At 71.3% G+C, this 19583-nt stretch carries 16 protein-coding genes; 12 read left to right on the forward strand and 4 right to left on the reverse strand.

Going from position 1 to position 19583, the window contains the following annotated elements:
• Positions 1–46: 46 nt before the first annotated feature.
• Entirely contained in the window at positions 47–700 is a 654-nt protein-coding gene (gene leuE / locus ACZ64A_RS20380; RefSeq protein WP_469811850.1) for a leucine efflux protein LeuE, read from the forward strand.
• 217 nt (positions 701–917) lie between these two features.
• Here the strand turns inward: leuE and ACZ64A_RS20385 are convergent, their stop codons facing one another.
• The 3 genes from ACZ64A_RS20385 to ACZ64A_RS20395 all read right to left on the reverse strand — a co-directional run bounded on the left by ACZ64A_RS20385 (position 918) and on the right by ACZ64A_RS20395 (position 4580).
• Entirely contained in the window at positions 918–2075 is a 1158-nt protein-coding gene (locus ACZ64A_RS20385; RefSeq protein WP_469811851.1) for an acyltransferase family protein, read from the reverse strand.
• A 172-nt stretch (positions 2076–2247) separates the two neighbouring features.
• A complete protein-coding gene (locus ACZ64A_RS20390) occupies positions 2248–3606 on the reverse strand; it encodes a polysialyltransferase family glycosyltransferase (protein WP_469811852.1) in 1359 nt (452 codons plus the stop codon).
• Positions 3603–4580 carry a glycosyltransferase family 2 protein gene (locus ACZ64A_RS20395; RefSeq protein ID WP_469811853.1) on the reverse strand — a complete coding sequence of 326 codons (978 nt, stop codon included), beginning with the start codon at positions 4578–4580 and terminating at the stop codon, positions 3603–3605. Before ACZ64A_RS20395 ends, ACZ64A_RS20390 begins: the two co-directional genes overlap by 4 nt.
• Before the next feature lie 199 nt (positions 4581–4779).
• Between ACZ64A_RS20395 and ACZ64A_RS20400 the strand changes: the two genes are divergently transcribed.
• From ACZ64A_RS20400 to ACZ64A_RS20415, 4 genes are read left to right on the forward strand one after another with little or no spacing between them, the layout of a single operon-like run.
• A complete protein-coding gene (locus tag ACZ64A_RS20400) occupies positions 4780–6096 on the forward strand; it encodes a DUF6716 putative glycosyltransferase (protein ID WP_469811855.1) in 1317 nt (438 codons plus the stop codon).
• A gap of 32 nt (positions 6097–6128) precedes the next feature.
• On the forward strand, positions 6129–7379 hold the full coding sequence (locus tag ACZ64A_RS20405; RefSeq protein WP_469811856.1) for a cytidylyltransferase domain-containing protein: 1251 nt from the start codon (positions 6129–6131) through the stop codon (positions 7377–7379).
• A gap of 13 nt (positions 7380–7392) precedes the next feature.
• Positions 7393–8331, forward strand: coding sequence for an N-acetylneuraminate synthase family protein (locus tag ACZ64A_RS20410; protein WP_469811857.1), 939 nt, complete (start codon positions 7393–7395; stop codon positions 8329–8331).
• 38 nt (positions 8332–8369) lie between these two features.
• Complete coding sequence (locus tag ACZ64A_RS20415; RefSeq protein WP_469811858.1) at positions 8370–9449, forward strand: hypothetical protein; 1080 nt, start codon at positions 8370–8372, stop codon at positions 9447–9449.
• Between the two features lie 280 nt (positions 9450–9729).
• On the opposite strand, the gene ACZ64A_RS20420 is transcribed toward ACZ64A_RS20415, so the two are convergent.
• Positions 9730–10347 carry a class I SAM-dependent methyltransferase gene (locus ACZ64A_RS20420; protein WP_469811917.1) on the reverse strand — a complete coding sequence of 206 codons (618 nt, stop codon included), beginning with the start codon at positions 10345–10347 and terminating at the stop codon, positions 9730–9732.
• Positions 10348–10830: 483 nt separating this feature from the next.
• Between ACZ64A_RS20420 and ACZ64A_RS20425 the strand changes: the two genes are divergently transcribed.
• The 7 genes from ACZ64A_RS20425 to ACZ64A_RS20455 all read left to right on the forward strand — a co-directional run bounded on the left by ACZ64A_RS20425 (position 10831) and on the right by ACZ64A_RS20455 (position 19567).
• Positions 10831–12072 (forward strand): M20 family metallopeptidase, encoded by a 1242-nt coding sequence (locus ACZ64A_RS20425; protein WP_469811859.1) that lies wholly within the window; start codon positions 10831–10833, stop codon positions 12070–12072.
• Positions 12073–12634: 562 nt separating this feature from the next.
• On the forward strand, positions 12635–13660 hold the full coding sequence (locus ACZ64A_RS20430) for a BMP family lipoprotein (protein ID WP_469811860.1): 1026 nt from the start codon (positions 12635–12637) through the stop codon (positions 13658–13660).
• A gap of 196 nt (positions 13661–13856) precedes the next feature.
• Positions 13857–14900, forward strand: a complete 1044-nt coding sequence (locus ACZ64A_RS20435) for a BMP family lipoprotein (protein WP_361638336.1) — start codon at positions 13857–13859, stop codon at positions 14898–14900.
• A 257-nt stretch (positions 14901–15157) separates the two neighbouring features.
• Positions 15158–16771, forward strand: a complete 1614-nt coding sequence (locus tag ACZ64A_RS20440; RefSeq protein WP_469811919.1) for an ABC transporter ATP-binding protein — start codon at positions 15158–15160, stop codon at positions 16769–16771.
• The gene (locus tag ACZ64A_RS20445) at positions 16768–17889 is read left to right on the forward strand and encodes an ABC transporter permease (RefSeq protein WP_469811862.1); all 1122 of its coding nucleotides are present in this window, start codon (positions 16768–16770) and stop codon (positions 17887–17889) included. The genes ACZ64A_RS20440 and ACZ64A_RS20445 overlap by 4 nt, the downstream gene beginning before the upstream one ends.
• On the forward strand, positions 17889–19151 hold the full coding sequence (locus ACZ64A_RS20450; RefSeq protein ID WP_469811863.1) for an ABC transporter permease: 1263 nt from the start codon (positions 17889–17891) through the stop codon (positions 19149–19151). Before ACZ64A_RS20445 ends, ACZ64A_RS20450 begins: the two co-directional genes overlap by 1 nt.
• Positions 19148–19567: a cytidine deaminase gene (locus ACZ64A_RS20455; RefSeq protein WP_469811864.1), complete on the forward strand. Its 420-nt coding sequence runs from the start codon at positions 19148–19150 to the stop codon at positions 19565–19567. Before ACZ64A_RS20450 ends, ACZ64A_RS20455 begins: the two co-directional genes overlap by 4 nt.
• Positions 19568–19583 lie beyond the last annotated feature (16 nt).

Here is a 19583-nt window from a genome sequence, read left to right on the forward strand (position 1 = left end):
GAAACCACGGTGAGGAGTGTCGTACCCCCGTGCGACACTCCTTTCCATGTTCGGCGTCATCGACCTCCCCACCTATCTGGCCGGCCTCGTGCTGATCGTGCTGCTGCCCGGCCCCAACTCGCTCTACGTGCTGTCCGTCGCCGCCCGCAAGGGCATCCGCACCGGGTACAAGGCGGCGGCCGGCGTGTTCACCGGGGACACGATCCTGATGACGCTGTCGGCGCTCGGCGCGGCCTCCGTGCTGACCACGACCCCGCTGCTCTTCCTGGTCGTGAAGTACGCCGGCGCCGGATACCTCGCGTGGATGGCGTACGGCATGCTGCGCTCGGCCCGGGCGATGTGGAAGGCGCGCGGTGAGCAGCCGGCGCCCGCCGCCGAGCCGTCCGCCGAGCAGATGGCCGCCGACGAACGGCCCTACCGCCGCGCCCTGGTGGTCTCGCTGCTGAACCCGAAGGCGATCCTGTTCCTGATCTCCTTCTTCGTGCAGTTCGTCGACCCGCACTACGCCTACCCGGCGCTGTCCTTCGTCGTCCTCGGCGCCCTGCTGCAGACGGCCAGCTTCCTCTACCTGTCGCTGCTGATATTCGGCGGCACCCGCCTGGCCGACGCCTTCCGCCGCCGCAGGCGCCTGGCGGCCGGGGCCACGTCGGCGGCGGGAGCCCTGTTCCTCGGCTTCGCGGTGAAGCTGTCGCTGGCCTAGAGGCGTCCGTGGCCCAGGGGTGCTCCGTCGTCTAGGGCCTGTCGTTTGGATCAGGCCGGCCTCGAGTTGCGGTGCGTCTCGGCCAACCCGAGCGGGGTCTGGTGCGTGCAGCTGCAAGGCGGAGGAGGGCGCCAACGCGGAGCGTTGGCAACCGACGACAACGCGGCAGATGTGCGTGCCAGACCCCGCGACGCCGGGATGATCCAAACGACAGGCCCTAGGCGTCGGGCGAGCCCGCGGGCCGGTTCAGCAGTGCCCTCAGCTTCGGGGTGAAGCGCTCCTCCACCAGTTTGTTCATCAGCCACGCCAGCGCCAGCATGATGGCCACCGTGAGCAGGAACGTGCCGGAGGACGGGATGCCGAGGCCGCGGTGCAGGGCCTGGATCACCGGCCAGCCCAGGTGCTCGTGGACCAGGTAGAACGGGTAGGTCAGCGCGCCCGCGACGGTCAGCCAGCGCCAGTCCACCCGGTTCAGCCGGCCCAGCGCGATCGCGGCGACGGCGAGGAAGCCGAGCGTGACGACCAGGATGACGCCGTAGGCGCTGCGGTAGGAGAACATGTCCGGGGTCGCCGGGTGCCACAGGCTGCGCACCGCGACCTGCTGGCCGATCAGCCAGCTGACCAACGTGATGCCCCAGGCGTAGGCGTCGCGACGGTCGCGGTGCACCAGGTACAGGCCCATGCCGCCGATGAAGAACGGCGCGTAGTCCGGCATCACCACGGCGTCCAGCACCGGCTGGTTCAGCCCGCCCGCGATCGCCGCCGCAAGCGTCCAGCAGGCGCAGAACAGGATCACCCGGCGTCGCGTGGCGCCCGGCAGCACGATGCACAGCGCGAACAGGGCGTAGAAGCGGACCTCCGCCCACAGCGTCCAGCACACCCCGAGCACCCGGTGGGCGCCGAGCGGCATCTGCAGCATGGTGAAGTTGACCAGCGTCTCGCTCGCCGACACCGTCCTGTACGTCAGCACCGGCAGCGCCATCACGGCCGTCACCAGCACGATCGCCACCCAGTAGGCCGGCAGCAGCCGGGAGGCGCGGGAGGCGAAGAACGAACGCAAAGGCCGGCCCCAGCCGCTCATGCAGATCACGAAACCGCTGATGACGAAGAAGATCTGCACGCCCAGGCAGCCGTAGGCGAACAGGGTGTGCAGGGTCGGGAACTGCAAGCGCGGGGAGCTGCCCCAGGCCTTGGTGACCTCGCCGCCCCGGCCGCCGTAGTGGTAGGCCGCCACCATCAGCGCGGCGACCAGGCGCAGCCCGTCCAGGGCGCGCAGCCGCACCGCCCGGGGCCTGGCCGGCGGCTGCGGGATCGTGGTGCGCACCGCCGGGCCGGCCGCGGCGCTCCCCAGGGTGTCCGCGGGCGTGTCGATCACAGGGGACCTCTCATCGAAGCTCGTCAACTCAGCCGGACGCTAACGGCGTCCACCGGCCGCCTCGAGCCCTCGCGGCGACCTTTCGCCGGGCCGTCCGCGAGAGTTCATCCGGCCGTCGCCGGCCGCGCTGCGGGCGCCGCCCGCGGCGAAGCGGACGGCACCGGCACGAGGCTCAGGCGTCGCCCCGGCGGACCATCCGCCGCCGCAGCGTCCGCGCACGCCGTGCCATCCGGCGCACGGTCGCGTTGCGCGGGAGGAACGCCAGCTGCGCCGGCACTCCTCCGGGCAGGCCCAGCGAGGTCAGCCGGCGGCGCTTGAAGTACCGCCGGGTGTACGCGTCCAGCCGGCGGCTCAGATACCGCTCGGCGGCCGGCCGCAGCCCGGGGTGGATCTTCGACTGCATCGCGTAGCCGACCGCCCGCAGCAACTCGGTGAGGGCGTCCACGTCCAGACCCGGCCGCTGCTCGCGCACGGCGTCGCCGTCCGCGAGATCGGGCAGCAGCGCGTCGACGATGGTGACCGGGACCCGGTTGCTGTTCTCGTACGGGGTGAGCCGCTCCAGCAGCAGTCCGGTGCCGGTGCGCGCGACGGGCAGGCCGTACAGGGCCGACGCGGTCAGCAGCGCCGTGGAGAAGCAGCCGACGACCAGCGCCGGGCCCATCCGCTGGTACACCACCTCGGCCAGTACGGGCGTGTCCAGCACGGTCAGTTCGGCGCCGAGCCGCTCCGCCTCCTGCTCCAGCGCCCGCGACCAGCGGGCAGGGGCCGAGGGGTGCGGCTTGAACACCACACGCCTGTGCCCGAGGGCCACCGCCCCGCGCAGCATCCGCACATGGAGCTCTTCCTCCTCCTCGCCGGTGAGGATGTCCAGCGCGGACAGGTACTGGCCGAGCAGCAGCGCCGCCCCCTCGACCGCGGGAAGCTCCTCGCCGGCGGAGCCGAGGTCGCCGAGCACCTTCAGGAAGGCGTCCGTCGGCACGATCTCCGGCGCGACCCCGAACTCCGTGAGCAGCAGCGGCGCGAGGCCCGGCACCAGGTCCAGGTGCAGGACGCGCCGGACCCGGGTCCCCACCAGCGGGTCGATCTTGAAGCGGGTCGGGCCGTAGGACATCAGCCCGTCCGCGTACACGTCTACGGGCGCCCCGCCGAAGACCTGGCAGATCGCCAGCGCCGGGCTGACCTGGATGGACTCCACCGCCAGCTCGATCCGGTCGTCGCCCAGGTCCCACAGCATCCGCAGGTAACGCTCCCAGAGGATCTGGTCGTCCGGACGCGGGGCCCAGCCCCCGGGGTGGAAGGGGGCGATGGCCTCGTTCCACGACAGCACGCCGTCGAAGCGGTCCCGCAGGTGCGCGAAGGCGGGGGTGGCGTCGAAGGGCTCACTCAGCTCGGGGGTCGCGCTGTTGTTGCTGACCAGCAGCAGCCGCCGGTCCGCCGGTGCGAAACAGTCGGCGTCGAGCGCGGCGGCCAGGGTGGCGGCGCCGTACAGGGTGGACGCGCAGAAGATCTGGGTGGTGCGGCGGTCGTTCATGCCACGGCCTCCGAGGCCGTCGTGGGCCTGAGGCGCAGCCGGCGCAGCCGGGCGGCGCGGTCGAGGTCCATGGAGTCCAGGGTGTCGTCGAGCAGGTCCTGCGGCATCCGGCGCAGGGCGGCGGCGCTCAGGGAACGGAGTCTGCGGGCCACCGGCGCCTCGAACTTCTCGATGGTGGCCAGGTGGTGGCTGATGATGGCGCAGTAGGTGCGCACGGCCTTGGGCAGGAAGAGGGCCGCGTCCGGGTCCTCCGCGGTCTCCAGCAGCACCCGGTCGAAGGAGCGGATGAAGTCCAGCTGCCGGGTGTCGCCGATCTGCGTCAGCGAGGACATGACGCCCCGCCGGTAGAAGATGCCGAACACGCTCGGCACCGCGAAGGACTTCGCCTTGCGGTGCAGCCGCCAGATCCACGGCCGGTCCTCGGCGGTGCGCAGATCCTCGGGGAAGTGCAGCAGCCCCTCGTCGACCAGCCGCCGGTGGTAGGCGCCGGCCCAGGAGTACGGGTAGTCCACCGGGGTGGAGCGCTCCGCCGGGAGGATCACCGCGCGCGGGTCGACGACGGTGTCACGCGGTCCGAACGGCACCCGGTACAGGGTGCGCTCACTTCCGGTGAACCGCACGTGGTCGGTGCGGACGAAATCGCATCCCAACGATTCTATGGAATCAACCAATTGCGCGAAATAACCGGGAGCGGCGTAGTCGTCTCCGTCCATGAAGGTCAGATATTCGCCGCGGGCCGCGTCGATTCCGGCGTTGCGTGCGGCGGACACCCCTTTCTCGGTACGCCGGATCAGTACCGCGCCGGGAAGTTCACGCTCGGCGCGTTCCAGGATTTCCTTCGTGCCGTCCGTCGAACAGTCGTCGATCAGGATGAACTCGAAGTCGTCCCGGACGTTGGCGCGCAGGGACCGGACGGCGGCCGGGGCGTATTGCTGCACGTTGTAGAAGGGCACGATGACGGAGAGCTTGACCACGCGGATGACGTTAGGGCGCGGTTCCGGCCCGCGTCTTTGCCGTCGGTTTGCCGAGGAGTGAACGACGCGTGGCGGAGTCGTGAATCCAGCCCGCCCTCACCCCATTCACGTGCCGATTCGCCGTACGGCGACATGCTGTTAACCGTTTGTTGCGTTCCGGTTGGGCCGCACCTCTCCCTGCCTTCCTAGCGTCTTCGGCGTGCCAGTCAGTGCAACGAAAACCCTGCGAGTCGCCGTTCTCGCGGATTCCGACACCCGGTGGAAATGGGGTGCGCTCACCGCGCGCCGCCTTCTTCCCGAGGGCGCCGAAGTCCGCCTCGACGGCTACCTCCTGCGGGGCCGCGCCACCCCCACCGCCCGCCAGCTCGAGGAAGTCGGCGTCCGCGCGGACTCCCTGCGCGAGGTGAGTGCCGTCCAGTTCCTCGGCGAGCTGCGCGAGAAGCCGTACGACGTGCTCGTGCTGGCGCTCGTCGGCGGCGGGGTGCAGGCGATGCTGCACGGCCTGAGGCGGACCTGGGAGGGCCGAGCCGAGCGGCCCGTCGTGGTCACCGGCTATGTCGGCGTCGTCTACGAGAAGCTCGCCGACGGCCTGCTGCTGCGGCACGGCGCCGACCTCGTCCTCGCCAACTCCCGCCAGGACGCCGAGCGTTTCCGCGCGGTGTACGAAGGTGTGGGCGCCGACGCCCGCGCGGTCACCGAGGTCGCCCTGCCGTTCCTCGGCGGCGCGCCCTACACCGGCGAACACACCCCGTACACCGTGGTGTTCGCCGCCCAGCCCTCCGTCCCGGAGAGCCGCGCGGACCGCACCTATCTGCTGCACCGGCTGATCCGGCACGCCCGCCTGCACCCGGAGCGCGAGGTGCTGCTCAAGCTGCGCTCCAGGCCCGGCGAGCACACCACGCACCTGGAGGAGGTGCCCTACCAGAAGCTGGCGCAGAAGACGGGCCCGCTGCCGCCCAACCTCCGCCTGGTGTACGGCAACATGGGCGAGGTCCTGGACCGCACCGACCTGCTGGTGACGGTGAGTTCCACCGCGGCCCTGGAGTCCCTGCACCGCCGTGTCCCCACCGCCGTGCTCACCGACCTCGGGGTGCGCGAGGCGCTCGGCAACCACCACTTCACCGGCTCCGGCTGCCTGGCCTCCTGGGACCGGCTCGACGCCGGACACCGGCCCGAACCGGACGCCGAGTGGCTGGCCCGGCAGGGCGTCGCGGCCGACGGCGACTACGCGACCGCGTTCGACACCGCCCGCGAACGGATCGCCGGACTCCTCGCGCGGCCCGGCGGACTGCCGCCCCTCACGCCGTACTACACCAGCGAGACCGCGCCCGGATATCTGCCCGGCATCCTCGCCCGCCACCACCTCGCCCCCGACGGCAGCCCGCTGCCGGGCGCCCCCGCCGCCGACAGGGCACCCGGGCCCGTCCGGCAGATCGTGCGCCGGGCCGCCCGCGGCGCCTACCGGCACGGCGTGCAGCGCGTGGCGCCCGTCGTCCGGCGGATGGGGGAGCTGTGACCCCGCCCCCTGGAGTCCAAGGAGAAGAGCCCATGTCCGACACGCCGGCGTCACCCCGTGTGCTCGCCGTGATCCCCGCGCGCGGCGGCTCCAAGGGCGTCCCCGCGAAGAACCTGGCCCCCGTCGGCGGTGTCCCGCTGGTCGCCCGCGCCGTGCGCGAGTGCCGCGCCGCACGGCTCGTCACCGACGTCGTCGTCTCCACCGACGACCCGGCCATCGCGGCCGCCGCCCGCGAGGCCGGCGCGGAGGTCGTGCTGCGGCCCGCCGCCATCGCCGGCGACACAGCCACATCCGAGGCCGCGGTCCTGCACGCCCTGGACGCGCACGAGACACTGCACGGCGTCCCCGTGGACGTGGTGCTCCTCGTGCAGTGCACCAGTCCCTTCCTCGTCCGCGACGACGTCGACGGGGTCGCCGCGGCCGTCGTGGAACGGGGCGCCGACACCGCCGTGACCGTGGCGCCGTTCCACGGGTTCCTCTGGCGCGAGGCACCGGACACGCCGGAGGGCGGCTACGGCGTCAACCACGACAAGTCCTTCCGCCCGCGCCGCCAGGACCGCCCCCAGGACCTGCTGGAGACCGGCGCCGCCTACGCCATGGACGCGGCCGGCTTCCGCGAGCACCGGCACCGCTTCTTCGGCCGTACGGAACCCGTGCGCACCGACCCCGCGCGCGTACTGGAGATCGACGACCCGCACGACCTCGCCCGGGCCCGCGCCCTCGCGCCGCTCCTCGACGCCGACCGGCCCGGCGCCCTTCCCACCCACGCGGACATCGACGCCGTCGTCCTCGACTTCGACGGCACCCAGACCGACGACCGGGTGCTGATCGACTCCGAGGGACGGGAGTTCGTCTCCGTGCACCGCGGCGACGGACTCGGCATCGCCGCCCTGCGCGACAGCGGCCTGAAGATGCTGATCCTGTCCACGGAACAGAACCCGGTCGTCGCCGCCCGCGCCCGCAAGCTCAGGCTGCCCGTGCTGCACGGCATCGACCGCAAGGACCTCGCGCTCAAGCAGTGGTGCGAGGAAACGGGCACCGCGCCGGAACGCGTGCTCTACGTCGGCAACGACGTCAACGACCTGCCCTGCTTCGCCCTCGTCGGCTGGCCCGTGGCGGTCGCGAGCGCCCATGACGCCGTACGCGGCGCCGCGCGCGCGGTCACCACCGTCCCCGGTGGCGCCGGCGCCGTCCGCGAGATCGCCGGCTGGCTCCTCGGGCCGCGCCTCGATTCCCTCCCCCAGCCCGCCAAGACCCCCCACCTCCCCCAGCTCTCCAGTTAAGGACACCCCTGCCATGAGCACCCACTCCCGTCTGCGCATGTTCCGTTCGCGTGAGGTCGGCCCCGGCCGCCCCGTCTACATCTGCGGCGAGATCGGCATCAACCACAACGGTGAGCTGGAGAACGCCTTCAAGCTGATCGACGCCGCCGTCGAGGCCGGCTGCGACGCCGTGAAGTTCCAGAAGCGCACCCCCGAGATCTGCACCCCGCGCGACCAGTGGGACATCGAGCGGGACACGCCGTGGGGCCGGATGACGTACATCGACTACCGCCACCGCGTCGAGTTCGGCGAGGACGAGTACCTGCGGATCGACGAGTACTGCCGCACCCGGGGCATCGACTGGTTCGCCTCCCCGTGGGACACCGAGGCCGTCGCCTTCCTGGAGAAGTTCGACGTACCCGCCCACAAGGTGGCCTCCGCCTCCCTCACCGACGACGAGCTGCTGCGCGCCCTGCGCGCCACCGGCAAGACCGTCATCCTGTCCACCGGCATGTCGACGCCGAAGCAGATCCGCCACGCCGTCGAGGTGCTGGGCAGCGACAACATCGTCATGTGCCACGCCACGTCCACCTACCCGGCGAAGGCCGAGGAGCTGAACCTCCGCGTGATCAACACGCTGGAGAAGGAGTACCCGAACGTCCCGATCGGCTACTCCGGCCACGAGACCGGCCTGCAGACCACCCTCGCCGCCGTCGCGCTCGGCGCCTGCTTCGTCGAGCGGCACATCACCCTCGACCGCGCCATGTGGGGCTCCGACCAGGCCGCCTCCGTCGAGCCGCAGGGCCTCACCCGCCTCGTCCGCGACATCCGCACCATCGAGGGCGCCCTCGGCGACGGGGTGAAGAAGGTCTACGACTCCGAGCTGGCCCCGATGAAGAAGCTGCGCCGCGTCACGGGCGTCGTCGCCGAGGCGGAGATCGCGGCGGCGGCGGGCGAGCCGGTCGGCGTGTGACGGATCCGCAGCGCTGATCAGGGGACGGACCCGCGTCGATGAACCCACGCGCCGGCGAACCCGGCACCACCCTCGCCTTCGTGGAGAGCCCGGTACAGCTCCTCAACGTCCTGGAGTGGGCCCACGCCCACGGCATCCGGCCGCTTCAGGAGCCCGGCGCGGGGTTCACCCTCGTCGTCCTGTCCCCGACCGACCCGATGACCCGGGGCCAGCTGCGGCGCATGGCCGACCTGGCCCGGGACGAGGGACACACCGTCCGCTGGGAGGAGGCCCGGGGCGGTCCCGCGGCCCCCTTCCAGACGGTCGGCTCGCTGGCGGGCCCGCTGCGGCGGGCGGAGCGGATCGTCATGGGCGACCCGTTCTCCCGGTACGTCCAGCTGCTGCTGACCATCACCCGCGCCCGTGACCTGGTCGTCGTCGACGACGGCACGGCCACGATGGAGTTCGTCGCCCAGCTCGCGCGCGGCGAGCGGCTGGTGCGCTGGCACCGCAAGGGCGGCCGGCGCGGCCCGCGCGACCTGGTGTTCGCGCCGGTGTCCGCCGTCGCCCGGCGCCGCCTCACGCCCGGCGGCGAGCAGCGGGTGGAGGTCTTCTCCTCCCTGCCGATCGAGGAGGCCCCCGACGGCGTGCGCGTCACCGCCCACGACTTCGCCTGGACCCGGTCCCGCTTCGGGCCGCCGCGCATCACCAAGGGCGCCGACATGGTGGGTACGTCGCTGGTGGAGACCGGAGTCGTGGACGGCGAGCGCTACCTCGACGCCGTCCGCACCCTGGCCAAGGCACACGGTGTCACCCGCTACTTCGCCCACCGGCGCGAGAGCGCGGAGAAACTGCACCGGCTGGCCGTCGAGACCGGTCTCGAGATCGTCCGGCCCGAGCTGCCGCTGGAGCTGATCGCCCGCCGGGGGCCTGTCGGCCGGACCATCCTGAGCTTCCCCTCGACGGTCGTGCACACCCTGCCCCTGGCCCTGGCCGGCACCGACGTCCAGGTCGCGGTCTGCGACATCCACCCCGACTGGCTCACCCGCACGGCCTCACCACGCGCCCAGGGCTTCCTGTCGGGAGTGACGGGAACGGCCCGGGGAGTCCGCAGACTGACCCACATGAGCACCGCGTAGGCCTGTCCGGTGGATCAGGTGACGGGGGCGGCCGGGTACGGCGCCGACCGGTGCCGTGATCTGTCCGGCTGCCGGGTGCGGCGTCCGGCGCCTGCCGTGATCGGTCCGGCTGCCGTGTGCGGCGTCGGGCCGGTGCCGGCCGGAGGCCCGTCCGGCACCGGCCGGCCGCCGCGAGGCCCCGTGTCCGACCGTGCGGAGGGGCGTGGCAGGTCCCGCGTCGGCGACGTGAGCCGCTGGGCCGGGCCGGCGGTCGTCCGGTGAGGCGGATGCGGCGCCGGGCTCAGCTCGGCTTGCTCGCCAGTACGAAGGCCCGGGCGCGTTTTTCCTCGTCCAGCGGCTCGCGCACGACCCGGGCCCGGAGCGACAGGCCCGCCTCCGCCAGAACGGCGGCCACCGCCTCCGGGGTGCGCCAGTAGTAGTCGAGCGCGATCTCCCTCCCGAACCGCTCCGACAGGTGCAGATGCTCCGTCCCGTCGGCCGCCGGGTCCGCCGTCTGGAACGACAGCAGCAGCTGCCCGCCCGGCACCAGCACCCGGCGGAACTCGGCGAACACCGCCGGCAGCCGCTCGTCCGGTACGTGGATGACCGAGTACAGCGCCAGCAGTCCGCCGAGCGTGGCGTCCGGCAGGTCCAGCGCCGTCATCGACCCCACGTGAAAGCGCAGGCCCGGATGGGTCTCACGGGCGAGGGCCACCGTCCGTGGGGAGATGTCGACCCCGAACACCGGCACGCCGAGCGCGTGCAGCCGGGCCGTGACATGGCCCGGGCCGCTGCCGACGTCCGCGACGGGCTCCGGCCCGTGCGCCGTGACCTGCTCGGCGAACGCCGACAGCAGGGCCCGCTCCAGCGGGCGGTCGGTCAGGCTGTCCGGGAACGCCTCGGCGTACGCCGGCGCGATGGCGTCGTACGCGGCGCGGGTGTCGGTGAGGAACGCGGCGGGGGAGCCTCCCGCGAAGCCGCCGGGGGAGGCTGCGGGGGAGCCCGCGGGGGAGCCGGCGAGGCAGTCGGCGGTGGAGCCGGCGGTGGGTTCGGTCACGCCGGGACCCTACGGCCCCTGCCGTGCTCCGGGCGGGGTGATCAGGGAACCCGGTCCGGGGAACCCGGCTGCCGTCCCCACCGGGGACCCGAGCCCGTCCCGACAGGCGAACACCGGCCGCGTGGTCTGCGCGCGGCGTGGTATCCGTGGAAAAGAGGTGAAAAGAGCAGAAGACGGAGGCTCGACCCAAGATCGACCCGGTCTCGAGTCGGGCGAGTTTACCCTTCCACGACCACCCCTATGCGTCGAGCGGCCAGATTTTCTTCCCCTAACGGGCTGAACTTTTGTTGATCGCGGGTCAGTTGGCCGCCCCGGCGCCCTACCCTTCAGAGGGTGAAGCAACTGATGTCGCTACAGTCCGAGGCCGATCCGTCCGGGGCCGCCGTGCTCCCCGGCACGCTCCCCGAGCAGCTGCGCGCCGAGCTCGTCGCCTTCCGCCGCGACCTGCACATGCACCCCGAGCTCGGCAACCAGGAGTTCCGCACCACGGCGGCGATCAAGGCCCGTCTGGAGACGGCCGGGCTCCACCCGCGCGTGCTGCCCAGCGGGACCGGTCTGATCTGCGACATCGGCGTACCCGTGGGCGGCTCGTCCGACGGCCCCGGCATGCTCGCCCTGCGCGCCGACATCGACGCGCTGCCCATCCCGGACATGAAGGCCGACTGCCCGTACCGGTCGACCGTGCCCGACCGCGCCCACGCCTGCGGCCACGACGTGCACACCACGGTCGTCCTCGGCACCGGGCTCGTCCTCGCCGAGCTGCACCGGCACGGGCGGCTGCCGCGTCCGGTGCGGCTGATCTTCCAGCCCGCCGAGGAGGTGCTGCCGGGCGGCGCCGCCGACGCGATCGCCTGCGGCGCGCTGAACGGCGTCGGACGCATCCTCGCCGTGCACTGCGACCCGCGGGTCGACGCGGGCCGGGTCGGACTGCGGGCCGGCGCGATCACCTCCGCCTGTGACCGGCTGGAGATCTCGCTCGACGGCCCCGGCGGCCACACCGCGCGTCCGCACCTGACCACCGACCTGGTCACCGCCGCGGCCCGGGTGGTCACGGACGTGCCCGCGCTCGTCGGGCGGCGCGTCGACACGCGCAGCGGGCTCGCCGTGACATGGGGCCGCATCGAGTCCGGACACGCGCCGAACGTCATCCCGCAGCACGCGGAGCTGGCCGGGACCGTGCGCTGCCTGGACATCGAGGCGTGGCGGCAGGCGCCGGACATGGTGGTCGCGGCGATCGACGAGGTGGCGAACCTGCACGGGGCGAAGTCGGAGATCAATTACGTGCGCGGGGTGCCGCCGGTGATCAACGACCCGGCGGTCACGGAACTCCTGCGCGAGGCGATGACGGCTCGGCGCGGAGTGGAGTCGGTCGAGTCGACGGAGCAGTCGCTCGGCGGCGAGGACTTCTCCTGGTACCTGGAGCACGTGCCCGGCGCCATGGCCCGCCTCGGCGTCCGCCCGCCGGGCGAGCGCACGGTGCGGGACCTGCACCAGGGCGACTTCGACGTCGACGAGTCGGCGATCACGGTGGGGGTGGAACTCTTCACGGCGGCGGCACTGCTCGACGCGGTCGGCCGCTTCGGGTGAGCCTGGCCCGTCGTCCTGGTGCGTTTGCCTGCGGCGCCGGGTGCGTTTGCCTGCGGCGCCGGGTTCGTTGTTGTCTGCGGGTGCGTTGTGCCTGCGGCGCTGGGTGCGTTGTCTGCTGCGGGTTTCGTTGTGGCTGGTCGCGCCGTTCCCCGCGCCCCTTTTTTGCCTGCGGCGGCCCGTGGCGGTCCGTCGTGGCGTGCGTCGCCGCCTACGGGCGGTGGTCAAGTCGGGGCCGGGGTGGGGGGTGTCCGTCCTCGGTCCGGCCGGCCGTTTGCGACGGGGGTGCCGTTGGTCGGTGCCGGACGCTGCGGGCGGACACCCCCCACCCCGTCCCCTCCCCGCCGTACGCGACTGCGGGCCGTCGTCGGCTTGGGTGCCGGGTCGCGTGCTGGGCGGCACGAAACGGTAACGCCCGGTGCAAGCCCGTTCCCCCGCCTCTCTACGCGCGTTACTGTGCGCCGAAATCGCCTTGGGGATGCGGTCCCGTGAACGGTGCCGTGGGGATGAAGGGGTGCTCGACGTGCGTCTGAAATCTCGGAGGACCAGGTTCTCCCAAGCCGCGGTGGCCGTCACGGTCATCGCCCTCGCGGCCGCCGGATGCGGCGAGTCCAGCTCCTCCTCCAGCAGCGCCGACGCCTCCGGGAAGTACTCCGGCAAGGGCATCGGCCTCGCGTACGACATCGGAGGCAAGGGCGACCAGTCGTTCAACGACGCCGCCTTCTCCGGCTTCCAGAAGGCCGAGCAGGAGTTCAAGATCGGCGGCCGGGACGTCGAGCCCAGTGACAACGAGTCCAGCGCCGACAAGGTGCAGCGTCTCGAGCAGCTCGCCAAGGCCGGGTACAACCCGATCATCGGCGTCGGCTTCGTCTACGCACCGGCGGTCAAGGAAGTCGCCGCCAAGTATCCGAAGGTCACCTTCGGGATCATCGACGACGACACCGTCCAGGCGAAGAACGTCGCCGACCTGGTGTTCCACGAGGAGCAGTCGTCGTATCTCGCGGGCGTCGCCGCCGCGAAGGCCACCAAGAAGAACCACATCGGGTTCATCGGCGGCGTGGACATCCCGTTGATCCACAAGTTCGAGGCCGGGTTCGCGCAGGGCGCCAAGTCCGTGAACCCGGGGATCAAGATCGAGTCGCAGTATCTGACGCAGACCGCCCAGGAGGGCGGCTTCTCCAGCCCCGACAAGGGGGAGGACGCCGCCAACGGGCAGATCGAGGCCGGGGCCGACGTGGTGTACCACGCCGCCGGCCTGTCCGGGCAGGGCGTGATCAAGGCCGCCGCCCAGCACAAGGTGTGGGCGATCGGCGTCGACTCCGACCAGTACAAGCAGAGCGCCCTCGGCCAGTACAAGGACTGGATCCTCGGCTCGGCCCTGAAGAACGTCGGCGGCGCCGTCTACGACCTCGCCAAGTCGGTGTACCAGGGCAAGCCGCTCAGCGGCACCGTGCGCGGGTCGCTCGCCAACGACGGCGTCGGGTTCGCCGACTCCAACCCGAAGTACCAGGCCATGAAGGACGTCGTGGGCGCCGTCGACAAGGCCAGGCAGGAGATCGTGAACGGGAAGGTGACCGTCAACACCAAGTAGGCCCTTAGGGTTCCTTCCTGCGGATACGCCCCTTGCTTCCTGCAAGGGGCGTTTCGCTGTCCGTAATCTGGGGCGCGACTGTGGCCACAGCTCGATAACGGACCGGACAGAAGGGTTTTTCCGTCTGGTCTACGCGCGTTACGCTGCGGCGGAACCAGCGCCTGGTATGGGCGCTTGCACAAAGGAGTCTCGTTCCATGCGCCGGGTGTCCCGAATCGCGGTTGCGGGTGTTGCCACCGCAGCCCTCGCTGTCACCGTTTCCGCCTGCGGAAGCTCCTCCAGCTCCTCGTCGGGCAGCAAGAAGGACCTGGGCCTCGCCCTGGCCTACGACGTCGGCGGCAAGGGCGACCAGTCCTTCAACGACGCCGCCACCGCCGGCCTGGAGAAGGCCGACAAGGAGTTCGGCTACAAGTCGACGGCCGTCGAGCCGCAGGACGGTGAGTCCGACGCGGACAAGGTGCAGCGCCTGGAGACCCTCGCCAAGCAGGGCTACAACCCTGTCATCGGCGTCGGTTTCGCCTACGCGCCGGCCGTGAAGGAAGCCGCCGCCAAGTTCCCGAAGACCACCTTCGGCATCGTCGACGACAACACCATCAAGGCGCCCAACGTCGCCGACCTCGTCTTCCACGAGGAGCAGGCGTCCTACCTCGCCGGTGTCGTCGCCGCCAAGGCCACGAAGACCAACACCGTCGGCTTCATCGGCGGCGTGGACGTCCCGCTGATCCACAAGTTCGAGGCCGGCTTCAAGCAGGGCGTCGCCGACACCAAGAAGGGCGTCACGGTCAAGTCGCAGTACCTGACCCAGACGGCCCAGGAGGGCGGCTTCTCCAGCCCCGACAAGGGTGAGGATGCCGCCAACGGTCAGATCGAGGCCCACGCCGACGTCGTCTACGCCGCCGCCGGTCTGTCCGGCCAGGGCGTGATCAAGGCCGCCAACGCGCACAAGGTGTGGGCGATCGGCGTCGACTCGGACCAGTACAAGCAGGACGCGCTGGCCAAGTACAAGGCGTCCATCCTCACCTCCGCGATGAAGGACGTCGCCGGCGCCGTGTACAACCTGGCCAAGTCGGTGCACGACGGCAAGCCGCAGACCGGTGAGATCCGCGCCAGCCTCGCCACCGGCGGTGTGAGCCTCGCCGACTCCAACCCGGCCTACAAGAGCAACGCCGACATCCAGGCCGCGGTGAAGAAGGCCGAGGAAGGCATCAAGAACGGCACCATCCAGGTGAAGACCTCCTGACCATCCCGGTCAGAGGCCTTGGCCACCACAACGCCGCAATGGCAGCGTTACGGCCATGCAACGGGGCGCGGAGAGGATCGCTCACCGTGCCCCGTTCGCGCGGCAGAATGCTCGGAACCGATCGGGGACCCGAAAAAGACCGATTCGGTCCGAGCACTATTTAAAGCAGGGGCGCTACGCGCGTAGAGCGGCCCCTTTCCTGAGGAGAGTGCGCCATCGACGCGACCAGCAGCCCTCCGCTCACCGCTTCGTCGACCATCGCGGTAGAGCTGGCGGGGATCACCAAGCGATTCCCCGGTGTCGTCGCCAACCACGACATCCACCTGACCGTCCGCAAGGGCACCGTCCACGCCCTCGTCGGCGAGAACGGCGCCGGCAAATCGACCCTGATGAAGATCCTCTACGGCATGCAGAAGCCGGACGAGGGCACCATCACCGTCGACGGCGAGCAGGTCGCTTTCTCCAGCCCCGCCGACGCCATCGCCCGCGGCATCGGCATGGTCCACCAGCACTTCATGCTGGCCGACAACCTCACCGTGCTGGAGAACGTGGCGCTGGGCAGCGAGAAGCTGTTCGGCATCGGGGCCGGCGCCCGTAAGAAGATCAAGGAGATCTCCGACCGGTACGGCCTGGGCATCCGCCCGGACGAACTGGTCGAGAACCTCGGCGTGGCCGACCGCCAGCGCGTGGAGATCCTCAAGGTCCTCTACCGCGGCGCCAGGACGCTCATCCTCGACGAGCCGACCGCCGTGCTCGTCCCGCAGGAGGTCGACGCCCTGTTCGCCAACCTGCGCGAGCTGAAGTCCGAGGGCCTGTCCGTCATCTTCATCTCCCACAAGCTGGGCGAGGTGCTGTCGGTGGCGGACGACATCACCGTCATCCGCCGCGGTACGACCGTGGGCACGGCCGTCCCCTCGCAGACCACCCCGCGCCAGCTCGCCGAGATGATGGTCGGCAGCGAACTGCCCACGCCGGAGACCGCGGAGTCGACGGTCACGGACCGGCCGGTGATCGAGGTGCAGGGCCTCACGGTCTATTCGTCGGGCACGGTGTCGCTCGGCGAGTCGTCCGCGAGCTATCTCATGGACGAGGTCCAGCGCGGCGAGGTCAAGAAAGTCCTCGACGACGTCACCTTCACCATCCACGCCGGCGAGGTCATGGGCATCGCCGGTGTCGAGGGCAACGGCCAGACCGAGCTGATCGACGCGCTCATCGGCACCAAGAACGCCGACGCGGGCACGATCCGCTTCCTCGACGAGGACATCACCGGCTGGGCCACCCGCAAGCGCCGCGAGTCCGGCGTCGGGTACATCCCCGAGGACCGCCACCGCCAGGGCCTGCTCCTGGAGTCCCCGCTGTGGGAGAACCGCATCCTGGGCCATGTCACCGAGGCCCCCAACGCCAAGGGCTTCTGGCTGAACCCGAAGGGCGCCCAGGACGACACCCGCCGGATCGTCGAGGAGTACGACGTCCGCACCCCCGGCATCGACGTCACCGCGGCGTCCCTGTCCGGCGGCAACCAGCAGAAGCTGATCGTCGGCCGCGAGATGAGCCACGCCCCGAAGTTCCTGATCGCCGCCCACCCCACCCGCGGTGTGGACGTCGGCGCGCAGGCGCAGATCTGGGACCGCATCCGGGAGGCCCGCCGCGAGGGCCTGGCGGTGCTGCTGATCTCCGCCGACCTGGACGAGCTGATCGGTCTGTCGGACACCCTGCGCGTGATCTACAACGGCAGGCTGGTCGCCGACGCCGACCCGGCCACCATCACCCCCGAGGAGCTGGGCTCGGCCATGACCGGTGCCGCCACCGGCCACCTGGAGCACGACGAGCACGGCGACGACGAAGCCGCCCCGGAGGACGAGGCCCGATGAAGAAGTTCGACAAGGAGCGGGTGCTCACCGCGGTGGCCGGCCCGGTCATCGCGCTCGTCCTCGCCATCGCCCTGACGTCGGTGGTCCTGATCGCCTCCGGCAAGAACCCGTTCGAGCCGTACCGGCTGATGCTGGAGCAGGCCGGCTACTCCGACGTCCAGGTGCTGATCATCAACCAGGCGTCGCTGTACTACATCGCCGCCCTCGCGGTCGCCCTCGGCTTCCGGATGAACCTGTTCAACATCGGCGTCGACGGCCAGTACCGCCTGGCCGCCGTGATGACCGCCGTCGTCGGCGCCAAGGTCGCCCTGCCGAACTTCCTGCAGGTGCCGCTGCTGCTGCTCGTCGCGATCCTGACCGGCTCCCTGTGGGCCGGCATCGCGGGCGTCCTCAAGGTCACCCGGGGGGTCAGCGAGGTCGTCGCGACGATCATGCTGAACTCCATCGCCACCGCGCTCATCGGCTACCTCACGCTGACCGACGTGTGGGGCCGGCAGGTCGGCAACAACATGACGACCGGGATCATGCACGAGTCCGGCTGGATCCCCGGCATCAACCTGGGCTCCGACGTCGGCGAGATCTACGGCCTGGTCTTCCTCGCCGTGCTGCTGGGCATCCTGTACTGGCTCGTCCTCAACCGCACCCGCTTCGGCTTCGACCTGCGCGCCACCGGCGCCTCCGAGACCGCGGCCGCGGCCTCCGGCGTCGACGCCAAGCGCATGGTGCTGGTATCCATGCTGATCTCCGGCGGTGTCGCCGGCCTGTCCGGTCTGCCGCTGCTGCTCGGCGACGCCCACACCTACAGCCTGAGCTTCCCGGCGGGCCTCGGCTTCACCGCCATCGGCATCGCCCTGCTCGGCCGCAACCACCCCGGTGGCATCGCGCTCGCCGCGCTGCTGTGGGCCTTCCTCGACAAGGCGTCCCCCGCCCTCGACTACGCCACCCCGGTGGCGTACGAGAAGGAGATCGCCACGATCATGCAGGGCCTGATCGTCTTCGCGGTCGTCATCTCCTACGAGGCCGTACGGCAGTGGGGCCTGCGCCGCCAGCAGAAGCGGGTCGGTGCCGAGCTCGCCGCCGCCGCTCAGAACACCCAGAACAAGGAGGTGGCGGCCTGATGTCCACCGCGACCATCGCCAAGCCGCAGGCGAAGAAGCCCGGCCGGGGCGGCCGCCGCATGTCGCTCCCGGTGCTGCTGCTGGTCATCGCGGGCGTGCTGGTCCTGACCTCGGCCGTCCGCCTGATCACCGACGCCCACGGCATCACCTCCACCGGCCAGATGTCCACGGCGCTGCGCCTCGCCGTGCCGATCGGCCTCGCCGGTCTCGGCGGCCTGTGGGCCGAGCGCGCGGGTGTCGTCAACATCGGCCTCGAGGGCATGATGATCCTCGGCACCTGGTTCGGCGCCTGGGCCGGCTACCAGTGGGGCCCGTGGACCGGTGTCGTCTTCGGCATCATCGGCGGCATGCTCGGCGGCATCCTGCACGCCATCGCCACCGTCACCTTCAACGTCAACCACATCGTCTCCGGTGTGGCACTGAACATCCTGGCGCTCGGCACGACCCGCTATCTGTCGAAGTTCACCTTCGAGGGCGTCCCGCAGGGCTCCTCCAAGCAGTCACCGCCGATCGACTCCCTCGGCACCTTCGACATCCCGGGCCTGTCCAGCTGGCTGGACACCCTCAACGGCAAGCACTGGTTCCTGATCTCCGACATCGCCGGCCTGCTCGGCGGTCTGATCACCGACCTGTCCCCGCTCACCGTGATCGCGGTGGCGCTGGTCCCCGCGACCTGGTGGGTGCTGTGGCGCACCTCCTTCGGCCTGCGGCTGCGCTCCTGCGGCGAGAACCCGGTCGCCGCCGAGTCCCTCGGCGTCAACGTCTACAAGTACAAGTACATCGCGGTGATCATCTCCGGCGGCTTCGCCGGTCTCGGCGGCGCGTTCCTCTCGATCGTCGCCTCCAACGTCTACCTCGACGGCCAGACCGCCGGCCGCGGTTACATCGGCCTCGCAGCGATGATCTTCGGCAACTGGATGCCGGGCGGCCTCGCCCTCGGCGCGGGCCTGTTCGGCTACACCGACAGCCTCAACCTGCGCGGCGGCACCACCAACGTGCACGCGCTGATCCTGCTGCTGGCGATCCTGCTCGTGGCCGGGGCGATCTACCAGGCGTGGAAGAAGAAGTACGTCCCCGCCGTGATCACGCTCGCCGTCTCGGCACTGATGTTCGCCTGGTACCTCGGTACCGACGACGTCCCGAAGCAGGTCGTGACGGCCACCCCGTACCTCGTCACCCTGCTCGTGCTGTCGCTGTCCGCGCAGAAGCTGCGGATGCCGAAGGCGGACGGTCTGCCGTACCGCAAGGGCCAGGGCAAGTGACCGCGTCCGCCGAGGCCGGCGCCGGTGCCGGGGTCGACTGGGAGGCGCTGCGCGCCGTGGCCCGCGAGGCCATGACCCGGGCGTACGCCCCCTACTCCGGCTACCCGGTCGGGGTCGCGGCCCTCGTGGACGACGGCCGCACGGTCTCCGGCTGCAACGTGGAGAACGCCTCCTACGGCATCGGCCTGTGCGCCGAGTGCGGGCTGGTCTCGGAGCTGGCCCGCACCGGCGGCGGCCGGCTGACGCACTTCACGTGCGTGGACGGCCGCGGCGACATCCTCGTGCCGTGCGGCCGCTGCCGCCAGCTCCTGTACGAGTTCGGCGGCCCGGACCTGCTGCTGGAGACCCCGGAGGGCATCCTGCCGCTGTCCCGGATGCTGCCGCAGGCCTTCGGCCCGGACCACCTCTCCCGGTAACTCCCGCGCGGCCCCT

The sequence above is a fragment of the Streptomyces sp. NPDC104814 genome (assembly GCF_055583185.1).